The 21,358-nt window shown below is 69.7% G+C and carries 19 protein-coding genes; 5 read left to right on the forward strand and 14 right to left on the reverse strand.

All coding sequences use genetic code 11. The annotated features are described in order from the left end of the window. Nucleotides 1–22 precede the first annotated feature (22 nt). The 3 genes from AC07XS_RS01745 to AC07XS_RS01755 all read right to left on the reverse strand — a co-directional run bounded on the left by AC07XS_RS01745 (nucleotide 23) and on the right by AC07XS_RS01755 (nucleotide 3,375). Nucleotides 23–1,621 (reverse strand): PAS domain-containing protein, encoded by a 1,599-nt coding sequence (locus AC07XS_RS01745; RefSeq protein WP_321207924.1) that lies wholly within the window; start codon nucleotides 1,619–1,621, stop codon nucleotides 23–25. A gap of 84 nt (nucleotides 1,622–1,705) precedes the next feature. After that, nucleotides 1,706–2,800 carry a cell wall hydrolase gene (locus tag AC07XS_RS01750; RefSeq protein WP_054767042.1) on the reverse strand — a complete coding sequence of 365 codons (1,095 nt, stop codon included), beginning with the start codon at nucleotides 2,798–2,800 and terminating at the stop codon, nucleotides 1,706–1,708. Nucleotides 2,801–2,895: 95 nt separating this feature from the next. Beyond that, nucleotides 2,896–3,375 (reverse strand): Dps family protein, encoded by a 480-nt coding sequence (locus AC07XS_RS01755; protein ID WP_054766541.1) that lies wholly within the window; start codon nucleotides 3,373–3,375, stop codon nucleotides 2,896–2,898. 128 nt (nucleotides 3,376–3,503) lie between these two features. Here AC07XS_RS01755 and AC07XS_RS01760 point away from each other — a divergent pair, with 128 nt between their 5' ends. Then, on the forward strand, nucleotides 3,504–6,572 hold the full coding sequence (locus AC07XS_RS01760; RefSeq protein WP_182713243.1) for a PAS domain S-box protein: 3,069 nt from the start codon (nucleotides 3,504–3,506) through the stop codon (nucleotides 6,570–6,572). Between the two features lie 62 nt (nucleotides 6,573–6,634). Here AC07XS_RS01760 and AC07XS_RS01765 read toward each other — a convergent pair whose 3' ends face one another. Next, on the reverse strand, nucleotides 6,635–6,991 hold the full coding sequence (locus tag AC07XS_RS01765) for a DUF6481 family protein (protein ID WP_054766543.1): 357 nt from the start codon (nucleotides 6,989–6,991) through the stop codon (nucleotides 6,635–6,637). Between the two features lie 236 nt (nucleotides 6,992–7,227). Further along, complete coding sequence (locus AC07XS_RS01770; RefSeq protein WP_182713242.1) at nucleotides 7,228–7,413, reverse strand: hypothetical protein; 186 nt, start codon at nucleotides 7,411–7,413, stop codon at nucleotides 7,228–7,230. Between the two features lie 447 nt (nucleotides 7,414–7,860). Between AC07XS_RS01770 and AC07XS_RS01775 the strand changes: the two genes are divergently transcribed. Next, the gene (locus AC07XS_RS01775) at nucleotides 7,861–9,030 is read left to right on the forward strand and encodes a cell wall hydrolase (protein WP_494732646.1); all 1,170 of its coding nucleotides are present in this window, start codon (nucleotides 7,861–7,863) and stop codon (nucleotides 9,028–9,030) included. 13 nt (nucleotides 9,031–9,043) lie between these two features. Here AC07XS_RS01775 and AC07XS_RS01780 read toward each other — a convergent pair whose 3' ends face one another. From AC07XS_RS01780 to nadA, 5 genes are all read right to left on the reverse strand, one after another. Further along, on the reverse strand, nucleotides 9,044–9,238 hold the full coding sequence (locus AC07XS_RS01780; RefSeq protein WP_054766544.1) for a hypothetical protein: 195 nt from the start codon (nucleotides 9,236–9,238) through the stop codon (nucleotides 9,044–9,046). 73 nt (nucleotides 9,239–9,311) lie between these two features. Next, on the reverse strand, nucleotides 9,312–10,196 hold the full coding sequence (nadC, locus tag AC07XS_RS01785; RefSeq protein ID WP_321207923.1) for a carboxylating nicotinate-nucleotide diphosphorylase: 885 nt from the start codon (nucleotides 10,194–10,196) through the stop codon (nucleotides 9,312–9,314). An 8-nt stretch (nucleotides 10,197–10,204) separates the two neighbouring features. Further along, nucleotides 10,205–11,716, reverse strand: coding sequence for an L-aspartate oxidase (locus AC07XS_RS01790; RefSeq protein WP_182713240.1), 1,512 nt, complete (start codon nucleotides 11,714–11,716; stop codon nucleotides 10,205–10,207). Beyond that, complete coding sequence (locus AC07XS_RS01795) at nucleotides 11,713–12,573, reverse strand: site-2 protease family protein (protein ID WP_182713239.1); 861 nt, start codon at nucleotides 12,571–12,573, stop codon at nucleotides 11,713–11,715. The genes AC07XS_RS01790 and AC07XS_RS01795 overlap by 4 nt, the downstream gene beginning before the upstream one ends. A 56-nt stretch (nucleotides 12,574–12,629) precedes the next feature. Beyond that, nucleotides 12,630–13,709: a quinolinate synthase NadA gene (gene nadA / locus AC07XS_RS01800; RefSeq protein ID WP_182713238.1), complete on the reverse strand. Its 1,080-nt coding sequence runs from the start codon at nucleotides 13,707–13,709 to the stop codon at nucleotides 12,630–12,632. 275 nt (nucleotides 13,710–13,984) lie between these two features. Here nadA and ilvA point away from each other — a divergent pair, with 275 nt between their 5' ends. Together ilvA and AC07XS_RS01810 are read left to right on the forward strand one after the other, a co-directional pair. Continuing rightward, nucleotides 13,985–15,544 (forward strand): threonine ammonia-lyase, biosynthetic, encoded by a 1,560-nt coding sequence (ilvA, locus tag AC07XS_RS01805; protein WP_182713237.1) that lies wholly within the window; start codon nucleotides 13,985–13,987, stop codon nucleotides 15,542–15,544. A 22-nt stretch (nucleotides 15,545–15,566) separates the two neighbouring features. Further along, nucleotides 15,567–16,265, forward strand: coding sequence for a LamG domain-containing protein (locus AC07XS_RS01810; RefSeq protein ID WP_182713236.1), 699 nt, complete (start codon nucleotides 15,567–15,569; stop codon nucleotides 16,263–16,265). Here AC07XS_RS01810 and AC07XS_RS01815 read toward each other — a convergent pair. Both AC07XS_RS01815 and AC07XS_RS01820 read right to left on the reverse strand, forming a co-directional pair. Continuing rightward, nucleotides 16,252–16,791, reverse strand: a complete 540-nt coding sequence (locus tag AC07XS_RS01815; protein ID WP_182713235.1) for a methylated-DNA--[protein]-cysteine S-methyltransferase — start codon at nucleotides 16,789–16,791, stop codon at nucleotides 16,252–16,254. The two genes, AC07XS_RS01810 and AC07XS_RS01815, sit on opposite strands and share 14 nt — an antisense overlap. After that, the gene (locus tag AC07XS_RS01820) at nucleotides 16,784–17,866 is read right to left on the reverse strand and encodes an Ada metal-binding domain-containing protein (RefSeq protein WP_182713234.1); all 1,083 of its coding nucleotides are present in this window, start codon (nucleotides 17,864–17,866) and stop codon (nucleotides 16,784–16,786) included. Before AC07XS_RS01820 ends, AC07XS_RS01815 begins: the two co-directional genes overlap by 8 nt. A 162-nt stretch (nucleotides 17,867–18,028) precedes the next feature. On the opposite strand from AC07XS_RS01820, the gene AC07XS_RS01825 reads away from it, so the two are divergent. Continuing rightward, on the forward strand, nucleotides 18,029–18,340 hold the full coding sequence (locus AC07XS_RS01825) for a hypothetical protein (protein ID WP_054766553.1): 312 nt from the start codon (nucleotides 18,029–18,031) through the stop codon (nucleotides 18,338–18,340). A 44-nt stretch (nucleotides 18,341–18,384) separates the two neighbouring features. Here the strand turns inward: AC07XS_RS01825 and AC07XS_RS01830 are convergent, their stop codons facing one another. Together AC07XS_RS01830 and AC07XS_RS01835 are read right to left on the reverse strand one after the other, a co-directional pair. Next, nucleotides 18,385–20,160, reverse strand: a complete 1,776-nt coding sequence (locus AC07XS_RS01830) for an SLC13 family permease (RefSeq protein WP_182713233.1) — start codon at nucleotides 20,158–20,160, stop codon at nucleotides 18,385–18,387. 66 nt (nucleotides 20,161–20,226) lie between these two features. After that, nucleotides 20,227–21,357: an HAAS signaling domain-containing protein gene (locus AC07XS_RS01835; protein ID WP_321207922.1), complete on the reverse strand. Its 1,131-nt coding sequence runs from the start codon at nucleotides 21,355–21,357 to the stop codon at nucleotides 20,227–20,229. Between the last annotated feature and the right edge of the window lies 1 nt (nucleotide 21,358).

Raw genomic sequence — 21,358 nt, forward strand, 5'->3', positions numbered from 1 at the left:
GGGGGCAGGCGATCGGTTTCCGTCAGAGTGGCTGAAGGCGGTCCTTTTCCGCCGCCCTGCGGCGCGAGAGCGCCGTAGCGGGCAAATCCACAACAATCCTTAAACCGTCGGCCGCCCATTCGCGGTGCAGCCGCCCGCCGAGTTGGCCCTCCACCGACAGACTGGCCAAAGAGGAGCCGAACCCCTGGCGCTCGGGCGGCCCTTCGATCGCCGGGCCGCCGATCTCGGTCCAGGTCAGGATGAACCGGTCGTCGTCGCGGCGCGTGGCCAGCTCCACCCGACCCGCCGCCGTCGCCAGGGCGCCGTACTTGGCCGCATTGGTCGCCAGTTCGTGGAACAGCAGGGCGACGGAGGTCGCCGCCTGGTCGTCGAACACGGCGTCGTCGCCGCTGATGTGAACGCGCGTGGCGCCCGTGTCATCGCTGTACGCCCTGAACAGATCCGCCAGGAAGGTGTGCAGGGTGGTGGCCCCAACCGTCGGCTGAGACGCCTCCGTGTGCGGTCGGACGAACTCATGGGCGCGGGCCAGGGCGGCGATACGGGTCCGCAGAGACGAAGCAAAGGCCCGGGCCTCAGGATACTGACGGGCCGACAGGGCCACCAGCGCCGTGATCACGGCGAAGATGTTCTTGATCCGGTGGCTCAGCTCCTGGCTGACCAGTTCGCGACCCTGCTCCAGCCGCTTCAGCTCGTCGATATCGGTGCAGGTGCCGAACCAGCGGGTGATCTCGCCATCCTCGTTGCGGATCGCCACCGCCCGCCCCAAGGTCCAGCGATACACCCCGGAATGGTGCTTCAGCCGATATTCGATCTCATAGGGTTCGCCCGTCTCCAGCGACCGGCTCCAGCGGGCCCAGGCCCGCTGCTGATCGTCAGGATGGAACATGTCGTTCCAGCCTTCCCCGTCCGTCGATCCGGCTGGCACGCCGGTGAACTCGTACCAGCGTGCATTGTAGTAGTCGTGGAAGCCGTCGGGGCGCGTCGACCAGACCATCTGGGGCATGGCGTCGGCCAGCACCCGGAATTGGGCCTCGCTGGCCCTCAGCCGGGCGGCGACGTCGTCGGACGCCTCCAAGGCCCGTTCAAGCGCGTCCCGGCCCTCGTCTCTCTGACGCAGGGCGCGGCGCAGTTCCATCTGCGACATCACCTGACCGGCCAGGGTCTTGAGCGCCGTCTCCTGCAGCTCAGTCAGACCTTCAGGCCGGGGCTGGGTGTCCAGAACGCACAAGGTGCCCAAGGGCAGGCCGCTGGGCGTCTTCAGCAACCGCCCCGCATAGAAGCGCAGCCCCGGGTCCTGATGAACCAGAGGATTGCCGTCGAATCGGGCGTCCTTCGTCGCATCCGGCACCACCAGCCCGTCCTCATTTAACAGGGCGTGGGCGCAGAAGGAGGTCGCCAGCGGCGTCTCGCGCACGCCCAGCCCGACCTCGGCCTTGAACCACTGCCGTCCGGAGTCGATCAGATTGACGACCGCGATCGGGGCCTCGCAGATGCGGGCGATCAAGGCCACCACGTCGTCAAAGGCGGCCTCGCGCGCCGTATCCAGAATGCCGTAGTCTCTCAGGGCCGCCAGACGCTCGGACTCATCCCACCGTGCAGGTTCAGCAATGGGGTCGGTCAAACAGGCGTCCTTTCGAGGCCGTAAGCGGGATCAGCAGCTTCAATGCTCGACCCGCGCAAGCGTTGCATTAGAACGCCCATCGCTTCACTTGGCGGGGCGTCCGACCTCTTCCACCGCCATCACGGCGACGCCTGCCGGAGCGGGCTCCGGCTCCGGCTTGGCCTCCAGGGCCTGAAGCCGCGCATTGATGGCGGCGACCTCTTCCTGGGTAGGCAGACGACGCCCGCCCAGGCTGACCACGCCCACCACCCTTTGACGTCCGTCGACCTCGACGGTCTTAAGCGGGGCCGCCTGCCCTGCCTCGGCGGGGACCGCGTCCGGGTCCGGGCCTCCGGTCCCCTGGCCAGGCTGAACGCCGGGTCGGGGGCGGGCGAACCGCGCTTCATCGATCAGGGGCTCGCGTCCCTTGTAAACGGCGCGGAAGGCGGCCGTCTCCCCGTAAAGACCCTTCCAGCGATAGAAGACGTGCGTCCCGATCTTGTTGACGCGCGAGACGGTCGGCGCCCACCAGGGGTCCACATAGTCGGCGTGATAGTGGGTGGCGGTCCCCACCGTCTGGGCCACATAGCCGTTCAAGGCCTTTTCGGCCGCCTTGCGCGCCCGCTCCCACGCCCAGGGAACCGGCGCCTGGGACAGGGCGCCGTCGCAGGTGAAGCTGAACTGGCACCCGGTCGTCCGCTCGGCGCCTTCAAACACAACGCCGCACACCGTGTCGGCGTAGTTGGGATCGCGCACGCGGTTCAGCACCACCTGAGCCACCGCCGCCTGGCCCTCGTCGGACTCCAGCGCCGCCTCGTAATAGACCGCCTGGGTCAGGCACCGCAGGGCGCGACGGCGATCCTCGGCCCCGCCCTTGAAGACGAAGGGCCGCGCCGGACGCAGGGCTCCGGCCGTCGCCAGGGTCGCACCTGGGGTGAAGGCCGCCGGGGTCAGGGCTGGATCGTGCCGCTGCGCCAGGGCCAGCTGCGAGGCGCTCAGCCGCCCCTCAAGAGCGGCCAGGCCGTGGGGCCCCAGATCGCCCTGGGTGATCCGCGCCACGGCCTCCGCCGTCCGATCCGCGTCCGGCCGCACGGCCGAGCCGGCCGACAGGGCGACGCCCAGCACGGCGGCGGCGGCGGGCAAGGCCGCAGCCGAGCGCCTGACCGCCGCCCAAATCCGGTTCCAATGGGTAAGGACCATTCTGTTCCACAGCAGGCGCGACCAGGTCATGGACGCAGGAGGCCCGGACCGTGCCCGCATTTCGGGGCCGTTTTCAGGCGGACCGCCGATCCGCCTTATCGACCGCCCAGGCTGGCCCGCAACATCCAGGCGAACTTCTCGTGCGCCGCCAGACGCTGGGTCAGCAGATCCACGGTCACGTCGTCGCCGTCGCCGTCCGCCACGTCCAGGGCGGAGCGCATGGTGGCGATCAAGGTCTCATGATCGCGCATCAGCTCGCGCAGCATGTCGGGCGCGTCCTTTTCCGGCTCGCCGTCGCGAATACTGGTCAGGTTGGCGAAGGCGCCGTAGCCCTGCGGCGCCAACTCGCCCAGGGCGCGGATACGTTCGGCGATGTCGTCCAGGGCCGCCCACTGGTCGCGATACTGCTGCTCCAGCATATTGTGCAGCGAGAAGAATTCAGGCCCCCGCACGTTCCAATGATAGCCGTGGGTCTTCAGATAGACGGCGTAGGCGTCCGCCAGAACCCGGGTCAGTTGCTCAACCACGTCGCCGCGCTCGCTCTGGGACAGTCCGGTGTCAATGGTTGCGGTCATAATACGCTCCGTGGGTGTGAGTTCGTCGCCGGCAATCTAGACGCAATCCGGCAGGCAGGAACGCAAAACCGCAACAAGCGTTGCATCACATAACGTCGCATCGAACGACGTGAGGGGACGGGCACAATATGACGCCAGGCGCGGTCTTTCGCCGATTTCTGAACGCCGAAGCCGGTCTCCTCGTTCTCGCCCGTCTGAAGTCCGGTCCCGCCTGGCGGAGAATTCTAGTCGGACTGGCCGGCGCCGGCGCAGGACTGGCGGTGCGGGCGGCCACCGCCGGCTTTTACGGCGGGATCACCGGCTTCATGATCCTACTGCCGGGCGTCATTCTGGCGGCCTTGGCCGGCGGACGTCTGGCGGGTCTGACGGCGGTTGCGGGGTCTCTGCTGGGCGGCTGGGCGCTGGTCGCCTTGAACCCCGGCCCGACGACCCCGCATCTGGGCGTGGTCGCCACCTCCAACTTCGTCTTGGTGGGCCTGTTCTGCACCTGGCTGGGCGCCTCCTTGCGCCAGACCCTGATCCGGCTGGATTCCGTCGTCTCGGCCCTGTCCCTGTCCAACGCGCGGTTTGACGAGACCGGCGCCTTTCTGGGCTATGCCGGGATCAACCTGAACGTGGACGGGGCTCGCGAACCGCTGGAGAAGGCCGCCCGCGCCGAGCGCCGCCAGCATTTCCTTCTGAACCTCAGCGACCGCCTGCGCGACCTGTCCGACCCGGAGCGGATGATGGCCGAGGTCGAGGCGTCCCTGGGCGGCCTGCTGAGCGCGAACCGCGTCGGCTACGGCGAGGTGGACGAGACGGGCGAAGTCGTCTCCTTGAGCCGCGACTGGATTCAGGGCGTCGCCAGCGTTCACGGGCGCGCGCCGAGCGTCTTCAATCCCGCCCTCGTCGCCGACCTGTTCGACGGTCGGACCATCCGCATCGACGACGTCCGCGACGACCCCCGTTCGGCCGACATCGCCGCCGCCTTCGCCGAAATCCAGACCCGCGCCCTGATCCGAGCGCCGCTGATCCGCAACGGCCGATTGCGCGCCTTCCTCTATGTCCACGCCGCCGCCCCCCGATGCTGGACTGACGCGGAGGTCCAGCTGGTCGAGGAGGTCGCCGCCCGCACCTGGGTCGAGATCGAACGCGCCCGCGCCGAGACCGAGACCCGCGAGAGCGAACAGCGCTTCCGCGCCATCGCCGACACCGCGCCGGTCCTGATCTGGGTCACGCGCCAGGATCGCCGCCGCGCCTTCATCAACCAGGCCTATGCGGACTTCTTCGGCGCGGACTATGAGACGGCCCTTGCGGCGGACTGGCGCGCCCGACTGCACCCGGACGACCAGGACCGCATCCTTCGAGAGTCCCTGGCCGGAGAGGCGACGAGAGAACCGTTTTCTCTGGAGGCTCGGTATCGGCGTCATGACGGCGAGTGGCGCTGGCTGAAATCCTTCTCTCGTCCGCGCATGGCCGGAAGCGAGTTGATCGGCTTCGTCGGCGTCGCCTTCGACGTCACCGACATGCGCGAGGCCCAGGCCCGGCTGACCGAATCCGAAAGCCGGTTCCGCACCGTCGCGGACAGCGCTCCGGCCATGATCTGGATGACGGACGCGACGCCCCGGATCGTCTTCGCCAACAAACGCTATCGGCTGTTCTGCGACATCCGCTCGCGGCGCCAGCTGCTGGACGGCTGGCGCAGGCTGATGCATCCGGACGATGAGACGGTGTTCGACGCCGCCTTCCTGCGGGCCTTCCAGGCGCGGGATCGGTTCGAGGCGCTCAGCCGGGCCAATCATCCGACCCTGGGGCTGCGCTGGCTCCGGACCGAGGGCGTGCCCCGGTTCGACGCGGCCGGCGCCTTCCAGGGCTATGTGGGCGCCACCATCGACGTCACCGACGCCAAGCGCGCCGAGGACGACCTGAAGCACATCAATGAGCTGCTGGAGGAACGGGTCGCGGAGGCCCTGGCCGAAAAGGCCGCCGCAGAGGCCCATCTGATGCACGCCCAGCGGATGGAGGCGGTCGGCCGTCTCACCGGCGGTGTCGCCCACGATTTCAACAATCTGCTGACGGTGGTGATCGGGGCGCTGGACATCATCCTGCGCTCCGACGACGCCGCAAAACGCAAGAAGCTGGGCGAGGCCGCCCTGGCCGCCGCCCGTCGGGGAGAGAGCCTGACCCACCAGCTTCTGGCCTTCTCGCGCCGTCAGGCCCTGCGTCCCGAGGCGGTCGATCTGAACGGCCTGATCCGCGAGGGCGAGCCCTTGCTGCGCCGGGCCGTCGGCGAGGCCGTGGACTTCAAGATCCGGCTGAAGCGCGGCGGCGTTCGCGTCAACGTCGATCCCGCTCAGTTCGAGGCCGCCCTGCTGAACCTGGTCGTCAACGCCCGCGACGCCCTGGGCGACGTGACCGGGCGCGACGCCGCATCAGCCGATGCGACGAAAGAGGCCGGCGGCCCGCCTCGATCGGGTCGAGACGGCCCCGTCCGCGCCGGCGCCCGCATCACGATCCAAACCCAGGCCTGTTCCGTCGCGGCGGGGCAGATCCCGGAACTGGCGGCGGGCGACTATGTCTGCGTCGCCGTGTCCGACAACGGATCGGGCATGTCGGCCGAGGTCATCGACCGCGTCTTCGAACCCTTCTTCACCACCAAGCCGATCGGCAAGGGCACGGGCCTGGGCCTCAGCCAGGTCTACGGCTTCGCGCGACAGTCGGGCGGCGGGGTCCACATCGCTTCCAGCCCCGGCCGCGGCTCGGAAATCCGCCTCTATCTGCCGCCGCTGATCGCGGACAAGGCCGCCCCGTCACCCGAACCGGGCGGCGTCGGCGCCGCCCTGCCGAACGGCCACCGCCTGCTGCTGGTGGAGGACGACGCGGATGTCGCGGCCATCGCCCTTGATCAGTTGGAAAGTTTCGGCCTGCACGTCGAATGGGTCGAGAACGGCCCCGAGGCGCTGAAGGCCCTGGAACGGGCGCGCTTCGACGTCATGTTGACCGATGTGGTCATGCCGGGGGGCATGAGCGGCGTGGACCTGGCGCGTCAGGCGGCGCGGGACCGGCCTCAGATGCGGATCGTCCTGACCTCGGGCTATGTGGGCGACGATGTGGATCAGGTTCTGGCCGACACGCCCTGGCCCTTCCTGCGCAAACCCTATTCGCCCGAACAATTGCGCGCCGTTCTTTCGACGGCGGGGCCGCGGCCAAACCATTAGATCCAAGAAAAACGCGCCGCAGAGGCTGCGGCGCGTTTTTCTTCGTCAGTTCCAAGGCCGCCTCAGCGGCGCGCCTTGCGGGCGGCGTAGCGCGCGTCGCGCCTGGCCTTCTGCTCTTCCTTGGTCAGTTGCTTGCGCGCCTTGCGGTCGGCCCGCTTCTCGGCCTCGATCGCTTCCTGAGCGGCCATTTCGGCGGCCAGGCGCGCAGCCTCCTTCTCGGCCTTCTCGCGGCGCTGTTCCGCCTTGGCCAGTTCGTGCTGCTGGCGCAGGGCTTCCTTTTCGGCGGCGCGCTTCTCAGCCAGGCGCTCGAATTCGGGATCGGGGGCGGCGGGCTTGGGCTTGAACTTGGCGAGCAGAGCCTTCTTGGCTTCCTGCTGGGCGGTCAGGCGGTCGGTAAATCCGGTCTTCAAATCTTTCATGCGAAAGCGTCAGGGTTCCTTGTGATCGGCCAGCGGCCATCGGGGGTCGGGCGGCGGAGAACGCGCGCGTCCCGAAGCGGGGCGCACAAAGCCTATGCAGGGACCAAAAGCAAGGTTCGCCGCCACGAAATCGGCCGCGCGCACGAAATGGCGCGCTTAAGGTGCCCTTACCTGCTCCAGTGATGCAGATAGGTCGCGCCCGCCCCGTTACAAGAGCAGGCGCAACGGCGGGTTCGTCAGTTGGGCTTCTGCGCCTGGCCGACGACGGTTCCGGCCGCTCCACCGACGGCGGCGCCCACGGGTCCGCCCACCACAGCCCCCGCCACGGCGCCGCTCGCGGCCTTTTGCTCGATAGTGGTCCCGCAGGCCGTCAGCGCCAGGGCGCCGGCGGCGATGCAGGTCGTGATGATCATGCGCGACATGGCGTCTCTCCAAAAAGGTCACGCTTGAACGCCGCGCCGCGCTTGAGGTTCCCAGCGCGATCCAGAACTGGCGAATACGGAAAACGGACCAACGGACAACACAATCCGCGCGCCATTCAGCAGATACGGGGAAATGTGACAATCTACAGCCGAGACGCCGTGCAACCCAATACAGTATTCGCTCTATCCACTGTCGCAATCCGGCCCATATTGTCATGCCGCCGGGGCAATATCGTAAAAATACCTAATCCTTTCGTCGCCTTAACCAGCCGCTTGCGAATCAGCCACATTCAGGTCACAAACTTCGCTATATAGGCCCGTCCTCGACGCCCGGGCTGTATGTGCCGCGCGCCGAATGCCGGCCGGACAGGCGACCGTTTCGGGTCGCCCCGCCGGCGATACGACCCGGGGGCAGCGTTTCTCGCCCTGCTGAACAGGATGAACTCGTTGTCGCATTCCTCGCAGACGCGCGGCCCCGCCCGCACCGATCATGTGGCGAAGATCAAGCCCGTGACGGCGGCCGCGGCCTTCGGCTGTCTGGTGGGACTGGCGATCGGCGGCGCCTATCTGGGCGGGACCATGGCGCGCAATGCGACGCTGCGGGCCCAGGCCGAACGGATCCAGGGCGCCACCGCCGCCGGCTTCACCGAAGAAGCCCTGTCCGCCGCCGCCGGCGGTCTGGACGCCAGCGCCCTGTCGATCGCTCGTCGGCACGATCCCTACACCAGCGCCGGCGCCGCCGAGCGCGATCGCCAGGCCGAGCTTCTGGCGGCCCGTCTGGATCAGTTGGACGCCAACCGCGATCCCAAACTGCGCCACGCCAATCTCTCCACCCCCGTCGGCGCCAAGCCCTTCCGCCTGGATCACGCCCTGGACGCCAGCCGCGACCTCGATTGCCTGACCCAGGTCGTCTATTATGAAGCGCGGGGCGAGGGCCGCGACGGCATGCGGGCCGTGGCCCAGGTCGTCCTGAACCGCGTCCGCCACCCCGCCTTCCCCAAGAGCATCTGCGCCGTCGTCTATCAGGGCGCCGCGCGCCGCACCGGCTGCCAGTTCTCCTTCACCTGCAACGGCGTGATGCGCGGCCGGATCAATCAGGCCGCCTGGAACCGAGCGCGCGGCATCGCCTCCTCGGCCCTGTCCGGATCGGTTTATGCGGGCGTCGGCAACGCCACCCATTTCCACACCACCGGCGTGTCGCCCGACTGGCGCAACACCCTGATCCGGGTGAACCAGGTGGGCAGCCATCTCTTCTATCGGTTCGGCGGTCGCGCCGGCTCAGGCGGGGCCTTCACCTACGCCGCCCGTCCGTCTCAGGCCGACGATCAGCCCCGTCTGATCCAGGCGGGTCTCAATCCCGTCGAAGCGGCCCGCCAGGCCGGACAGGCCGTGGCCTATTCGCTGATCCTGGCCCAGGAGGGCGGCGCCGAGCCCCAGGCTGCGCCGACGAACGCCCGTCCCGCCGCCAAGCCTGCGGATGCGGCCGTCGCCACCCAGGCGTCCGGCCAGGCTTCCCCCCCGCCCGCCGCCCCGCCCACGGCGGCCTCGGCGCCGCGCGGCGCTGCGCCCCGGGCGGAGGCCAGGACGGAAACGGCGGACGCCTCCAACCCTGTTTGATCGCAAAGGCGCTTCAGTCCGGGCCGAAAGGCCCCCGTGTCGTCCGGTTCTGATCGAATTCGCCGAACCGACGGCCGGGCTTGTCCGGGCTTGAGGTCTGCTCCCGCCCGACCCCGATCACGCTCAGCCGGTCGTAGCCGACGCTGAGCGGTTGAGCGGGCGCCCGCCGCACCCGCAGGGCCTGAGGCGTCTGGGGCGTCTGGGACATCGGTCGCTCCTGGGCTCGCTCCTCGCGCGGTTCATCGTATGAACGTCGCGCGCGGCGGGCTGTTCCCCTGGCCTCACAGGGCGTCCAGGCCGATGTCCAGCACGGGCGCCGAATGGGTCAGGGCCCCGACCGAGATCACATCGACCCCGGTCTCCGCGATCGGCCGCACCGTCGTCAAATCCACCCCGCCCGACGCCTCCAGCCGGATGCGCCCCCCGGTCCAGGCCACAGCCCGCCTCAGGTCCGCCAGGCTGAAATTGTCCAGCATGATCACGTCCGGCGCCAGGTCCTCATTGATCAGGGCCAGGACTTCGCTCAGCTGATCCAGCCCATCCACCTCGACCTCCACCTTCATCAGGTGAGGGGCGAAGGCCTTGGCGCGCCGCACGGCCTCGCCCACCCCGCCGCAGACGGCGACGTGGTTGTCCTTGATCAGGATGGCGTCATCCAGGCCGAACCGGTGGTTCACCCCGCCGCCGCAGGCCACCGCATGTTTCTCCAGCGCCCGCAGGCCCGGCGTCGTCTTGCGGGTATCGGCGATCCGCGCCCTGGTCCCGGCGACGGCTTGAACATAGGCCCGCGTCAGGGTCGCCACCCCGCTCAGCCGTCCGACCAGGTTCAGGGCCGTCCGCTCGGCGGACAGGAAGGCGCGCGCGTCGGCCTCGACCACCGCCAGCACGGCCCCCGTCTCGAACGCCGCCCCGTCGGCCAGCCGAAGCTCAACGTCGGCCGTCGGGTCCATCGCCTGCACGGCCAGCCGCACGGCCTGAATCCCGGCCAGAACGCCGGCCTTGCGCGCCGTGAAAGCCGCCTTCATGCGCGCCCCTGGGGGAATACAGGCCAGGGCCGTGACGTCGCCCGCCCGCCCCAGGTCTTCCGCCAGAGCCATCCGCACCACCGGTTCGATCAGGACCTCCGGCAGGGATCGGTTCAGGGCCATGTCTCGGGGAGTCTCCATAGAGGCCGTCATTCCGCCGCCAGGGCCAGGTCTCCGGCCAGTCTGATCCGCGTATGAGCAGCGTTCGCCGCCGTCTGCGGATAATCCGCGCGGTAATGGCCACCCCGGCTCTCATGCCGATCCAGCGCCGCCTGGGCGATCAGCCGCGCCGCCAGAAGACAGGCCGCCGGCCCGTGCCGGGCCTCCAACCGGTCGATCAGGGCGATCAGGGCCGTCAGACCGGCCTCATCGCGCACCACTCCCGCCTGGGCCGTCATCGCCGTCCTCAGCTCGGCCAGGGCCGCCTCGGGCAGATCGGGCGCCAGGGGCGTCGGGACCGGCCGTCCGCCCCCCGTCTCGCTCGACGCGGCCCGCCCGGCCCGCCGTCCGAAGGCTGCGGCCTCAAGCAGGGAGTTGGACGCCAGACGATTGGCGCCGTGCACCCCCGTCGCCGCGCATTCGCCGACGGCGTACAGGCCCGGAACCGTCGTGCGCCCGTCGGCGTCGGCGGCGACCCCGCCCATGTGATAGTGGCAGGCCGCCATCACCGGAATGGGGCTGACGCGCGGGTCCAGCCCGGCGCGCATGCATGCGGCGAAGACGGCCGGAAACTCGTGCGGAAAGCCCTCTCCCACAGCCGTGCGCGCATCCAAAAAGGCGCCCCGGCCTGCGGTCCGCGCGGCATGGACGGCCCGGGCCACCACGTCGCGGGGCTTCAGATCGGCGTCGGCCTCTTCGCCCAGCAGGAAGGCGCCCGCGCCGTCGATCAGCCGCGCCCCCTCGCCGCGCAAGGCTTCGGTCGCCAGGGGGGCCGGATCGAGGCCGACGTCTATGGCGGTCGGGTGAAACTGCACGAACTCGGGGTCCAGAATCTCCGCCCCCGCCCGCGCCGCCAGGGCCATGCCTTCGCCCTGCAAGGCCGACGGGGTGGTGGTGGCGGCGAACAGGCCGCCCGCCCCGCCGGTGGCCAGCACCACCGCCGTCGCCGTAATCTCGACCGGCCGCCCGCCGCGCTCGACCACAGCCCCGACCACCCGCCCGGCCTCGTCCTGCGACAGGCCCTTCAGCCGCGCATCCTCCCAGACCTCGATCATCGTCTCGGCCCGCACCGCCGCGACCACGGCCGACAGGATGGCCCGCCCGGCGCCGTCGCCGCCGACCCGCGCCACGCGCGCCACGGAATGGGCCGCCTCCAGACTGACGACGAAGCCGCCGTCCGCATCCCGGTCGAACGGCGCGCCCTGGGCCGCCAGCCATTCCACCGTCTCGCGCCCGGCCTCGGTCAGGGCCTGGGCCGCGCCCGGCTCGACCAGGCCCGCGCCCGCCGCCAAGGTGTCCTTGGCGTGCAGCTCGGCCGAGTCTACAGCCGTCAGGGCCGCCGCCATCCCGCCCTGGGCCCAGGCGGAAGAACAGCCGCTCAGCAGCGGCTCCGGGGTCACGACCAGAACCCGCGCCCCCGCCCGCGCCGCCTCCAGGGCCGCCGACAGCCCCGCCAGTCCGGCGCCGACGATCACCGGCCCTTCATGTCGCATTCGGCTCATCGTCCGATCCCCAGATAGTTCAGCCCCAGCCGAACGGCGCCGGCCGGATCGCCCTCGGTCAGGGGCGTCAGGGCGCCGACCGCCGCCGCCGCGCAGAGGGCCAGGGTCAGCAGATAAAGCACCAGGCTCTTGCCCGCCTCGGGCCAGCTCAGCGTGCCCCAGGCCGCGCGCCAGACGCCGCGCTTCAGGTGGCTGAACACCGACAGGGCCAGGAAGGCCGCCAGGATGAACCGGCCCGTGGACACGCCCCACCAGACCACGGCCACGCCGATGACCAGCAGCACGATCTGCTCAAGCCGCGGATGAACCCGCGTCAGCACCGGCCCCAGGGCCTTGGACCCGTCCAGCGGCGGGGCGGGAACCAGGTTCACCAGATTCAGCATGGCGATGAAGAAGGCGCCAGCCAACCATTCGCCCTGGCCCGTCGCCATGCCGACGGCGACGAAGGGGATCATGGCCAGAAGACCGAAGGCCGGCCCGGCCAGCGAAACCAGCACTCCGTCCCACTCGCTTCGAGGCGCGCGCCGTCCCTTGGCCAGTCCGCCCAGGAAGGGAATGATGTAGATGCGCGCCGGACCCATGCCGAGCCGGTTCATCGCCAGGGCGTGCCCCGCCTCATGCACGAACAGGCCGATCAGCACCGCCCCCGCCACGACGACGCTGCCGGTTATCCACCACAGGAAGCCCGCCATCAGGGCCGTGGACAGCACGGCCCAGACCAGGCTCTGATCCTTCTCGACCGGTTCTTCGGCCACCGCCTCGGTCTGGGCCGGCCGCGCGCCCGCCGCTTCGGGCTTGATGTCCCACGGCCCCAGGGGACGGTCGGGCGCGGGGGCGGGTGTGTCTGTCTTGCTCATGGCGTCCAGATGGGCGCGGCGCCCTGTCCCGACGAGGGGACCGATCGCCGCGTCGCTCAGATCAGCTCCACATCGACGTGATGCCGCGCCTTGACGATGTCGTAGCGGGCCGGGATCGCCGGCGGCGGCAGGTCGATCATCCGCTGCACCGCCATCCGCCCGCGTTCGATCATCTCTTCGGGCACGGTCACTTCGAACTGCATGTTCAGCAGGCAGTCGTGGATGTTCTGAAGCGTGATCCGCTTCATGTGCGGGCACAGGTTGCAGGGGCCGACGAACTCGACGCTCGGCACGTCGCCCTTGATGTTGGAGGCCATCGAACATTCGGTGATCAGCACCACCCGCTTGGGCCGGCGCTGTTCGACATAGTCGGTCATGGCCGCCGTCGATCCGGCGAAGTCCGAGGCGGCCAGTATCTCTTCCGGGCATTCGGGGTGGGCCAGAACCTCGGCGTCGGGCCAGGCGTCGCGCATGTCGGCGATGTCCTGGGCGGTGAAGCGCTTGTGCACCTCGCAGTGCCCCTTCCAGGCGATGATCCCCACCGTCGTCTGGGCCGCCACATTGCGCGCCAGGAATTCGTCGGGGATCAGTATGACCCGGTCCACGCCCCATTCCCTGGCCGCCCATTCCACCACCTGAACGGCATTGGCGGATGTGCAGCAGACGTCGGTCTCGGCCTTCACCTCGGCCGTGGTGTTCACATAGGTGATGACCGGCAGGCCCGGATAGCGTTGCTTGATCAGCCGCACGTCCGCCCCCGTGATCGACGAGGCCAGCGAACATCCCGCCCGCAGGTCGGGGATCAGCACGGTCTTCTCAGGCGACAGGATCTTGGACGTCTCGGCCATGAAGTGCACGCCCGCCTGGACGATCACCTTGGCGTTCGACCGCGCGGCCTCCTTGGCCAGGCCCAGGCTGTCGCCGACATAGTCGCCGACCCCGTGGAAGATCTCGGGCGTCATATAGTTGTGGGCCAGGATCACGGCGTCGCGCTCGCGCTTCAGCCGGTTGATCGCGCTGATCAGCCGGGCCTGTTCGGGCCACTCCAGCGGCGTGACGTGGTCCTTGACCTTCGCCCACACCCCGGCGGTCTCCCGCTCCAGTTCCTGCGTCAGACCAAAGGCGCCGTCGGCCATGATCCTCTCCTATCGACCCTTATGCTCAAAGTTAGCATAAGCGGAAACAATGTAGGCCGATGGGGGACGGGCGCAAGCGGATTGTTCAGTCGATCAGCTCCCCAAGTGTTTTCGCAGGGCCTTCGACCCGTGTCGGCGACGATCCCGCACCGCTTCGCCCGTTCAACCAGCGCCGCTCAGCACTCGGTAAGCGCACGAACCTTTCGCCCCGCGACCATATCGCCTAGAGCATCAGCGACTTCTTTCCTGCCGACCGCGCTTTGCCTGATATTTCCATGCAAGACACCATCCGCCGCATCCTGACCGCCCGCGTCTATGACGTGGCGGAGGAGACGCCCCTCGATCCGCTGCGTCGCCTTTCGGCGCGTCTCGAACGGCCCGTCCTGCTGAAGCGCGAAGATCTGCAGCCGGTGTTTTCGTTCAAGATTCGCGGCGCCTACAACAAGATCGCCGGCCTGTCCCAGGCCGAACTGTCAAAGGGGGTGATCTGCGCCTCGGCCGGTAATCACGCGCAAGGGGTGGCCCTGGCCGCCGCCCGCCGCAACATCCCCTCGACCATCGTCATGCCGACCACCACCCCCGGCATCAAGGTGGCCGCCGTCCGCGCCCTGGGCGGCGAAGTGGTCCTGCACGGCGACAGCTTTGACGAGGCCTATGCTCACGCCCGCCGTTTGGAGAGCCAGACCGGCGCCGCCTTCATCCACCCGTTCGACGACCCCGACGTCATCGCCGGCCAGGGGACGGTCGGGCTGGAGATCGCCCGCCAGCACGCCGACCCCATAGAGGCCGTCTTCGTGCCCATCGGCGGCGGAGGGCTGGCCGCCGGCGTCGCGTCCATCCTCAAATTCCTTCGCCCCGAGACCCGCGTCATCGGCGTGGAGCCCGTCGACGCCCCCACGATGAAGGCCGCCGTCGACGCCGGCGAGGTCGTCACCCTGAACGAGGTCGGCCTGTTCGCCGACGGGGTGGCCGTGCGCCGCGCCGGGACCGAAACCTTCCGCCTGTGCAGGGAACTGCTGGACGAGATCGTCCTGGTGGACACCGACGCCATCTGCGCCGCCATCAAGGACATCTTCGACGACAGCCGCGCCGTCGCCGAGCCCTCGGGCGCGGTGGCGCTTGCGGGGCTCAAGGCCTGGGCCGCAGCCCATCCCGGATCCGGCGCCCTGATCGCCGTCAACTCCGGCGCCAACGTCAACTTCGACCGGCTGCGCCATGTCGCCGAGCGCGCCGAGATCGGCGAGGGCGCCGAGGCCCTGCTGGCCGTGGCGATGAAGGACGACCGCGACGATTACCGCCGCTTCCTCGACAGCCTGGACGGCCGCTCCGTCACCGAGTTCAACTACCGCTGGTCCGGCGACGGCCAGGCCCAGATCTTCGTCGGCGTGGCCCTGCACAACGGTCCGCACGCCGCCCTCAACCAGCCGCGCGCCGCGCGCGAGGCGATAGGGCAGGAAAAGGACGACCTGATCGCTCGGCTCCGCGCCGGCGGCTATGCGGTCGAGGACATGAGCGACAACGAGACCGCCAAGCTGCACGTCCGCTACATGGTCGGCGGCCGCACCACCGGCCTGCCCCACGAACGCATCCTGCGCTTCCAGTTCCCCGAGCGGCCCGGCGCCTTCTTGCGCTTCCTCAACAGCCTCCAGCCCGCCTGGGCCCTGACCCTGTTCCACTATCGCAACCACGGCGACGACGTCGGCCGGGTCCTGGCCGGGATCAGCGTCCCGCCCGAAGAACAGGCCCAACTGACCGCCGCCCTCGCCGACCTGGGCTACCCCTACGTCGACGAAACCACCAACCCCGCCTGCCGCCTGTTCCTTGACGGGACCTGACCCAGAGGGGAAGACGGTCGCCATGTCCGATCCCGCCCCTCCCCATCGCCGCGCCGTCCTGTCGGGTGCGGGCGCCCTGGCCCTCAGCGGCTGCGCCACCCTGTCGGGGGCGCCGGCCCGGCAGACGGTCTGGACCTTCGACCGGCTGGCCGACATCGGCGGCGAGCGGACGACGGTGGAGGGTGCGCCGGCCCTGATCGACAGCCCCTATGGCCGGGCTGTGCGGTTCGACGGCGTGGACGACGCCTTGTTCATCGACAGGCATCCGCTGGCGGGAGCCGAGACCTTCACCTTCGAGGCCCTGTTCCGTCCCGACGGCGGCGCCTTCGAACAGCGGTGGTTCCATCTGGCGGAAGAGGCGCCGGCGGGCCGGCCCCCGTCCCAGACCCGCTTCCTGTTCGAAATCCGCGTCGTGCGCGACCGCTGGTACCTGGACGCCTTCACCCGCGGCCCCGGCTACAACCACACCCTGATCTTCCCGGAGCGGCTGTACCCCTGCGGACAGTGGTTCCATGTGGCCCAGACCTTCGACGGAACGATGTACCGGTCCTATGTCGACGGCGTTTTGCAGGGCGAACATCCGATCGCCTTCAAGCCCCAGGGTCCGGGACGGGCCTCCGTCGGCTGCCGGATCAATCGACTGAACTATTTCAACGGCGCGGTGCGTCAGGCCCGCTTCACCCCCGCCGCCTTGGCGCCGGACCGGTTCACGCGACGCTGAACAGGTCGGCGCCCCGCTCATGCGCCAGAAGCCAGCGTTTGCGCTCCACCCCGCCGGCATAGCCGGTCAGGGCGCCGTTCGCGCCGATCACCCGGTGGCACGGCACGATGATCGCCACTGGATTGGCGCCGTTGGCCAGCCCCACGGCCCGCGCCGCCTTGGGCGATCCGACCGCCGCCGCCAGCCGGCCATAGGTCCAGGTCTCGCCCGCCGGAATGGTGCGCAGCGCCGCCCAGACCGATCTTTGGAAGGCCCCGCCGCCGGTCCGCACCTCCAATCCCTCAAAGGCGCTCAGCTCGCCGGCGAACCAGGCGTCGGCCGCCCGCCGCACCCCCTCCGCTCGTCCCGTCCTCAGGGCGACCGGCCCGTAGTGGCGGTGCAGCAGCCGCCGCATCCGGTCTTCATAGTCGTGAAAGTCCAGGGCCCGCACCGCCCCGTCCGCGTCCGTCACCACCAGAATCTCGCCCAGAGGCGAAGCGAACCGATCCAGCGTCAGGTCCGAGGCCGCCGTCGCGGGTTCAGTCATGGCTCATCTCCTTGATTATAGTCCAATACAGGGCCCCATAGGCGCGCCACGGCCGCCACCGCTCGGCCCGCGCCGTCAGGGCGGCGTCGGCGCCGGTCAGCCGGTCGCTGGGCGCGTCCTCTCCGTCGTCGATCCAGTCGCCGACGGGGCGCAGACCCGGCCGCGCGGCCAGGACCGGCGCCAGTTCGGGGTCAGCGGACAGGTCGCGCGTGATCGCCTCCGGATCGGCCGCCAGGTCGAACACGCGCCGCACCCGGGCCAGGACGCCGGGCAGGGCCTTCAGCTCGTCGATGCGGGCCTCGACCACAGCCTTGCCCAGCGCGCCGGGGCGCACCGTCACTGCGCCCTCGGTCCCATCCACCGACTTGCGCAGCCGCCGCGTCCAGGCGCCGTCCGCCGTGGTTTCATCGGCCGCCCCACGCGCCGCCAAGGCCGCCGACACGAAGTCCCAGTCATAGGGCGGGCGATAGGCCAGGTTCAGGGTCACGCGCCCGCCGCCCTCCTCCGCCGCCTTGCGCCGCCGCAGGGCCGAGGGCGGGCGCCCGTACAGGGCCTGGAAGGTTTCATTGAACCGGCGCACGCTGCCGAAGCCCGACGCCATCGCCACCTCGGCCATGGTCAGTTCGGTCTCATGGATCAGCTGTTTGGCCAGAAGCACCCGCCGGGTCTGGGCCACGCTGACGGGGGCGGCGCCCAGATGCTGGCGAAACAGTCGCCGCAGGTGCCGCTCCCCCACCCCCAGCCGCTCGGCCAGGGCCTCGGCGTCCCCATCGTCCAGCGCGCCCGCCTCGATCAGGGCCAGGGCGCGGCTGACGGTGTTGGACGTGCCGCGCCAGGCGCCCATCTCCGGCGCCGTCTCGGGCCGACAGCGCAGACAGGCGCGAAACCCCGCCGCCTCGGCCGAGGCCGCAGTCGGGTGGAACACCACATTCTCTCGCCGCGGCGTCCGCGCCGGACAGACCGGCCGACAGTAGATGCCGGTCGAGGTGACCCCCGTGAAGAACCGCCCGTCGAACCGGGCGTCGCGGGCGCTCAGCGCCCGCCAGCAGGCTTCCGCATCCAGGGTCTGTTCCATCGGCGCAGAATGGGCGTTTCAGCCGCCCCTGTCTCGCGGTTTTCGGCCATGGATGAGCGTGAGAATTCCATCCGAGAACGGGGGTTTCGCTGAGACCCCATGCGACATAACCTCTCACCTGCGCACGCAGAGGCGCAGTTATAAAACAATGGGAGTCACGCCTTGGTTCGCCTACCTTTTTCCACACTCGCCGTCCTGGGGGCCGGCGCCGTCCTCGTCGCCTTCACCGCCGCCGCCCAGGACAGGGTCAGCCCGGAACCCGCCGCCTCGGGGCGCGCCCTGCCGGTCGGCGCCTATCGTGAGACCTGCCGGGGGATCACTCTGAACGGCGATCGGCTGCGCGCCCGCTGCATCGCCAAGAACGGTCAGTCCGTTTCGTCGACCCTCAGCGTCCGCAGCTGCCGGGGCGCGGCGATCCGCAATGACGACGGCCGCCTGGCCTGCACGCCGGCTTCGGCCCCGCGCTCGGCCTGACTGCGGAGGAGGCGACCGGCCGGACCGGTCGCCTTTCTGCGGACCTACATAGGCCAGAACAGCAGAATGGCCGGCGGACCGATGATCAGCACCAGCAGGCTGAGCGGCGCCCCCAGCTTGGGATAGTCCGAGAACTTGTAGCCGCCCGGCCCCATGACCAGGGTGTTGCACTGGTGTCCGATGGGGGTCAGGAAGTCGCACGCCGCCCCCACGGCCACGGCCATCAGGAAGGGGTCGGGGCGGTAGCCCAGCTGCTGGGCCAGCGTCGCGGCGATGGGCGCCACCACCAAAACCGTCGCGGCGTTGTTCAGGAAGGGCGTCACCGCCATGGCCGCAAACATCATTCCACCCACCGCGATCACGGGCGGAATGCCCTGGAACACCGACCGCAGTCCGCCGGCGATCAGATCGGCTCCGCCCGTCTGCTGGATCGCGTCCGAGACGGGGATTAGGGCGGCGATCAGCACCAGCAGCGGTCCGTCCAGCGCCGCATAGGCTTCGCGCATCTTCAGACCGCCCAGGGCCACGATGATCACCGCCGCGCCGAAGAAGGCGATGGAGACCGGGATCAGGCCGAAGCCCACCATCACCATCGCCGCCGTCAGGACCAGGGCGGGCAGGAATTTTCGCCTCTGTCCGCCCAGCCGCATCTCCCGTTCGGCCAGCGGCAGCAGGCCTAGTTCCGCCAGTCTCCCCGGCAGGCCCGATTCCGACCCCTGGAGCAAAAGAACGTCCCCGGCCTGGAGCTTGGCCGTCCGCAGATGCTGGGTCAGCTCATAGCCGCTGCGCGACACGCCCAGCAGATTCAGCCCGTGCTGACCATACAGATCCAGCGACCGCACCGACTGCCCCACCAGCTTAGAATCCGCCCCGATCACGGCCTCGGCCAGAGTGACCTCGTCCTTGGCCTCCTCCAGCAACACCGGCCGGTCGCCGCGCACCAGCTTCAGCTTGGCGGCGTCGATGAAGCCCTCCAGCGCCTCCTGATCGCCCTTGATCAACAGGGTGTCGCCGGGGCGGATGATGGTGTTGCCGCGCGGGCGCGTCTTGCGCTTGCCATCGCGGATCAGGGCCATGACCTGGATGTCGTCCACAGCCAGGGCCTTCAGAGCGTTGATCGGTCGCGGCTCCATCACCCAATCCTCGGGAACGCGGGCCTCGGTCAGATAGGCGTTCGCCGACAGGGCCGCCGACAGGCCGATGGTGCCGGTCCGGTCCTTGGGCAGCAGCCTGTAGCCGAAGGCCAGAAACACCAGGGCCGCCGCCGTCAGGATCAGGCCGACGGGCGCATAGTCGAACATGCGAAACGGCTCGCCGGTCATGGTCTCGCGCACCTCGGCGACCAGGATGTTGGGGGCGGTGCCCACCAGGGTGACCATTCCCCCCGCCATGGCGCCGAAGGCCATGGGCATCAGCAGGCGCGACTGTTTGGTCCCGGTGCGTCGGCTGACCTGCAACGCCACCGGCATCATGATGGCCAGGGCGCCGACGTTCTTGGTGACCATGGACAGCAGGGTCACGGCCGCCGTCAGCACCGGCGCCTGCGACCGCTCGGTCTTCAGATACGGCATGATCCGCTTCAGGGCCATTTCGACGATGCCCGACTTGGCGAAGGCGGCCGAGACCACCAGGGCGCAGGCGATGATCACCGTGACGTCGTTGGAAAAGCCTTCGAAGGCCGCGTCCGCCGGAATGACCCCGATCGCCAGCCCCGCGATCAAGGCCGCCAAGGCGACCAGATCATAGCGGAACCTTCCCCAGATGAAGGCTGCGACCGTCAGCCCCACCAGGCCGAAGGCCAGACCCTGTTGTAACGTCACGCTTAAGCCCCGACCCGGCCGCCCGTCGCCGCCGTTTCAACTGCAACGGCGAAGGCGGCCGGAGGTTCAACACCGTCCGACGATCATCCGCCCCACGCCGCGCAGGACGCGCCAGACCTCGCCGACGAAGGCCCAGACCACGATGATCATCAACAGGGCGGCCAGTTCGCCGCCATGGTCCCCGGTCCGGTCGAACAGGCTCCGCACCCGGTCGAAGAAATCGGTCGCCGTCCCGACCCAGATCACCGGGCTCAGCGGCGACCAGAACCACAGCCACAACAGGCCCCAGGCCGCCGCCGCCCCAAAGCTGATGTCGCCCACGGCCGTCAGCCGCGCATTGCCGCCCGAGGCCGCCCGCAGCAGGTCGAACACCACCCGCGCCGCCGCGAACAGGGTCACGGGCCAATAGGCGGCGTCGACGATCTGGACCAGGATGCGGCCGTAATCGACCCCGTCCAGACTGCCCGCCAGGTCTTCCGGCCGGATCGAGGCCATGGGCAGAAGGCCGGTCCACCACAGCAGCAGCACCGCCCAGGCGATGGCGCCGGCGACGGCCTTGGCCGCCGGCGACATCTCGGCGCTCTTGCGCACCGCCGGCCCCGGCTTGGCCGTTCGGGCCGCATCGCGACCGCGCGCCAGCCGCTCGCCCCAGGTCTCGGCGTCCAGGTCGCCGCCCAGTTCGAACAGGCCCAGATCCTTGACCCGCCATTTGGCGATGAAGTCCGGCTTCTTCTCCTGCCGCTCCAGCACGAAGCCGATCAGGGTGACGACCCCGATCACCGTCACCGCCCCGCTGAACAGGGCGCCGAAACTCTGACCTATGGCCTGGCCCAGATAGATGTCCCCGACCAGCACCCGCACCGCCAGACCGATCAGGGTGACGCAGCCCATCACCACCAGGGCCGTCTTCACCGCGAACAGCCACCAGGGATAAAGCTCCGGCCCGATCAGCGACTGGGGCCCGGACCGATAGCGCGCCGCCACCGTCAGCGGATGGCCCACCTCGCGCAGCAGGGCCTCGACCTCGTCGTCGCCGGGCGCCCGGCCCAGTCGCGCCTCCAGCGCCTCGATCCGGCCCATGATCTCGTCGCGCAGCTCGGCGACGATGTCGTCGCGCGTCGCCTTGGGCAGCTGGGCCGCCACCGCCTTCAGATACCGTTCGACCAGGTCCATCCCGCTCTCTCCCTCAGTCCCCATG

The sequence above is a fragment of the Brevundimonas sp. GW456-12-10-14-LB3 genome, assembly GCF_059424365.1.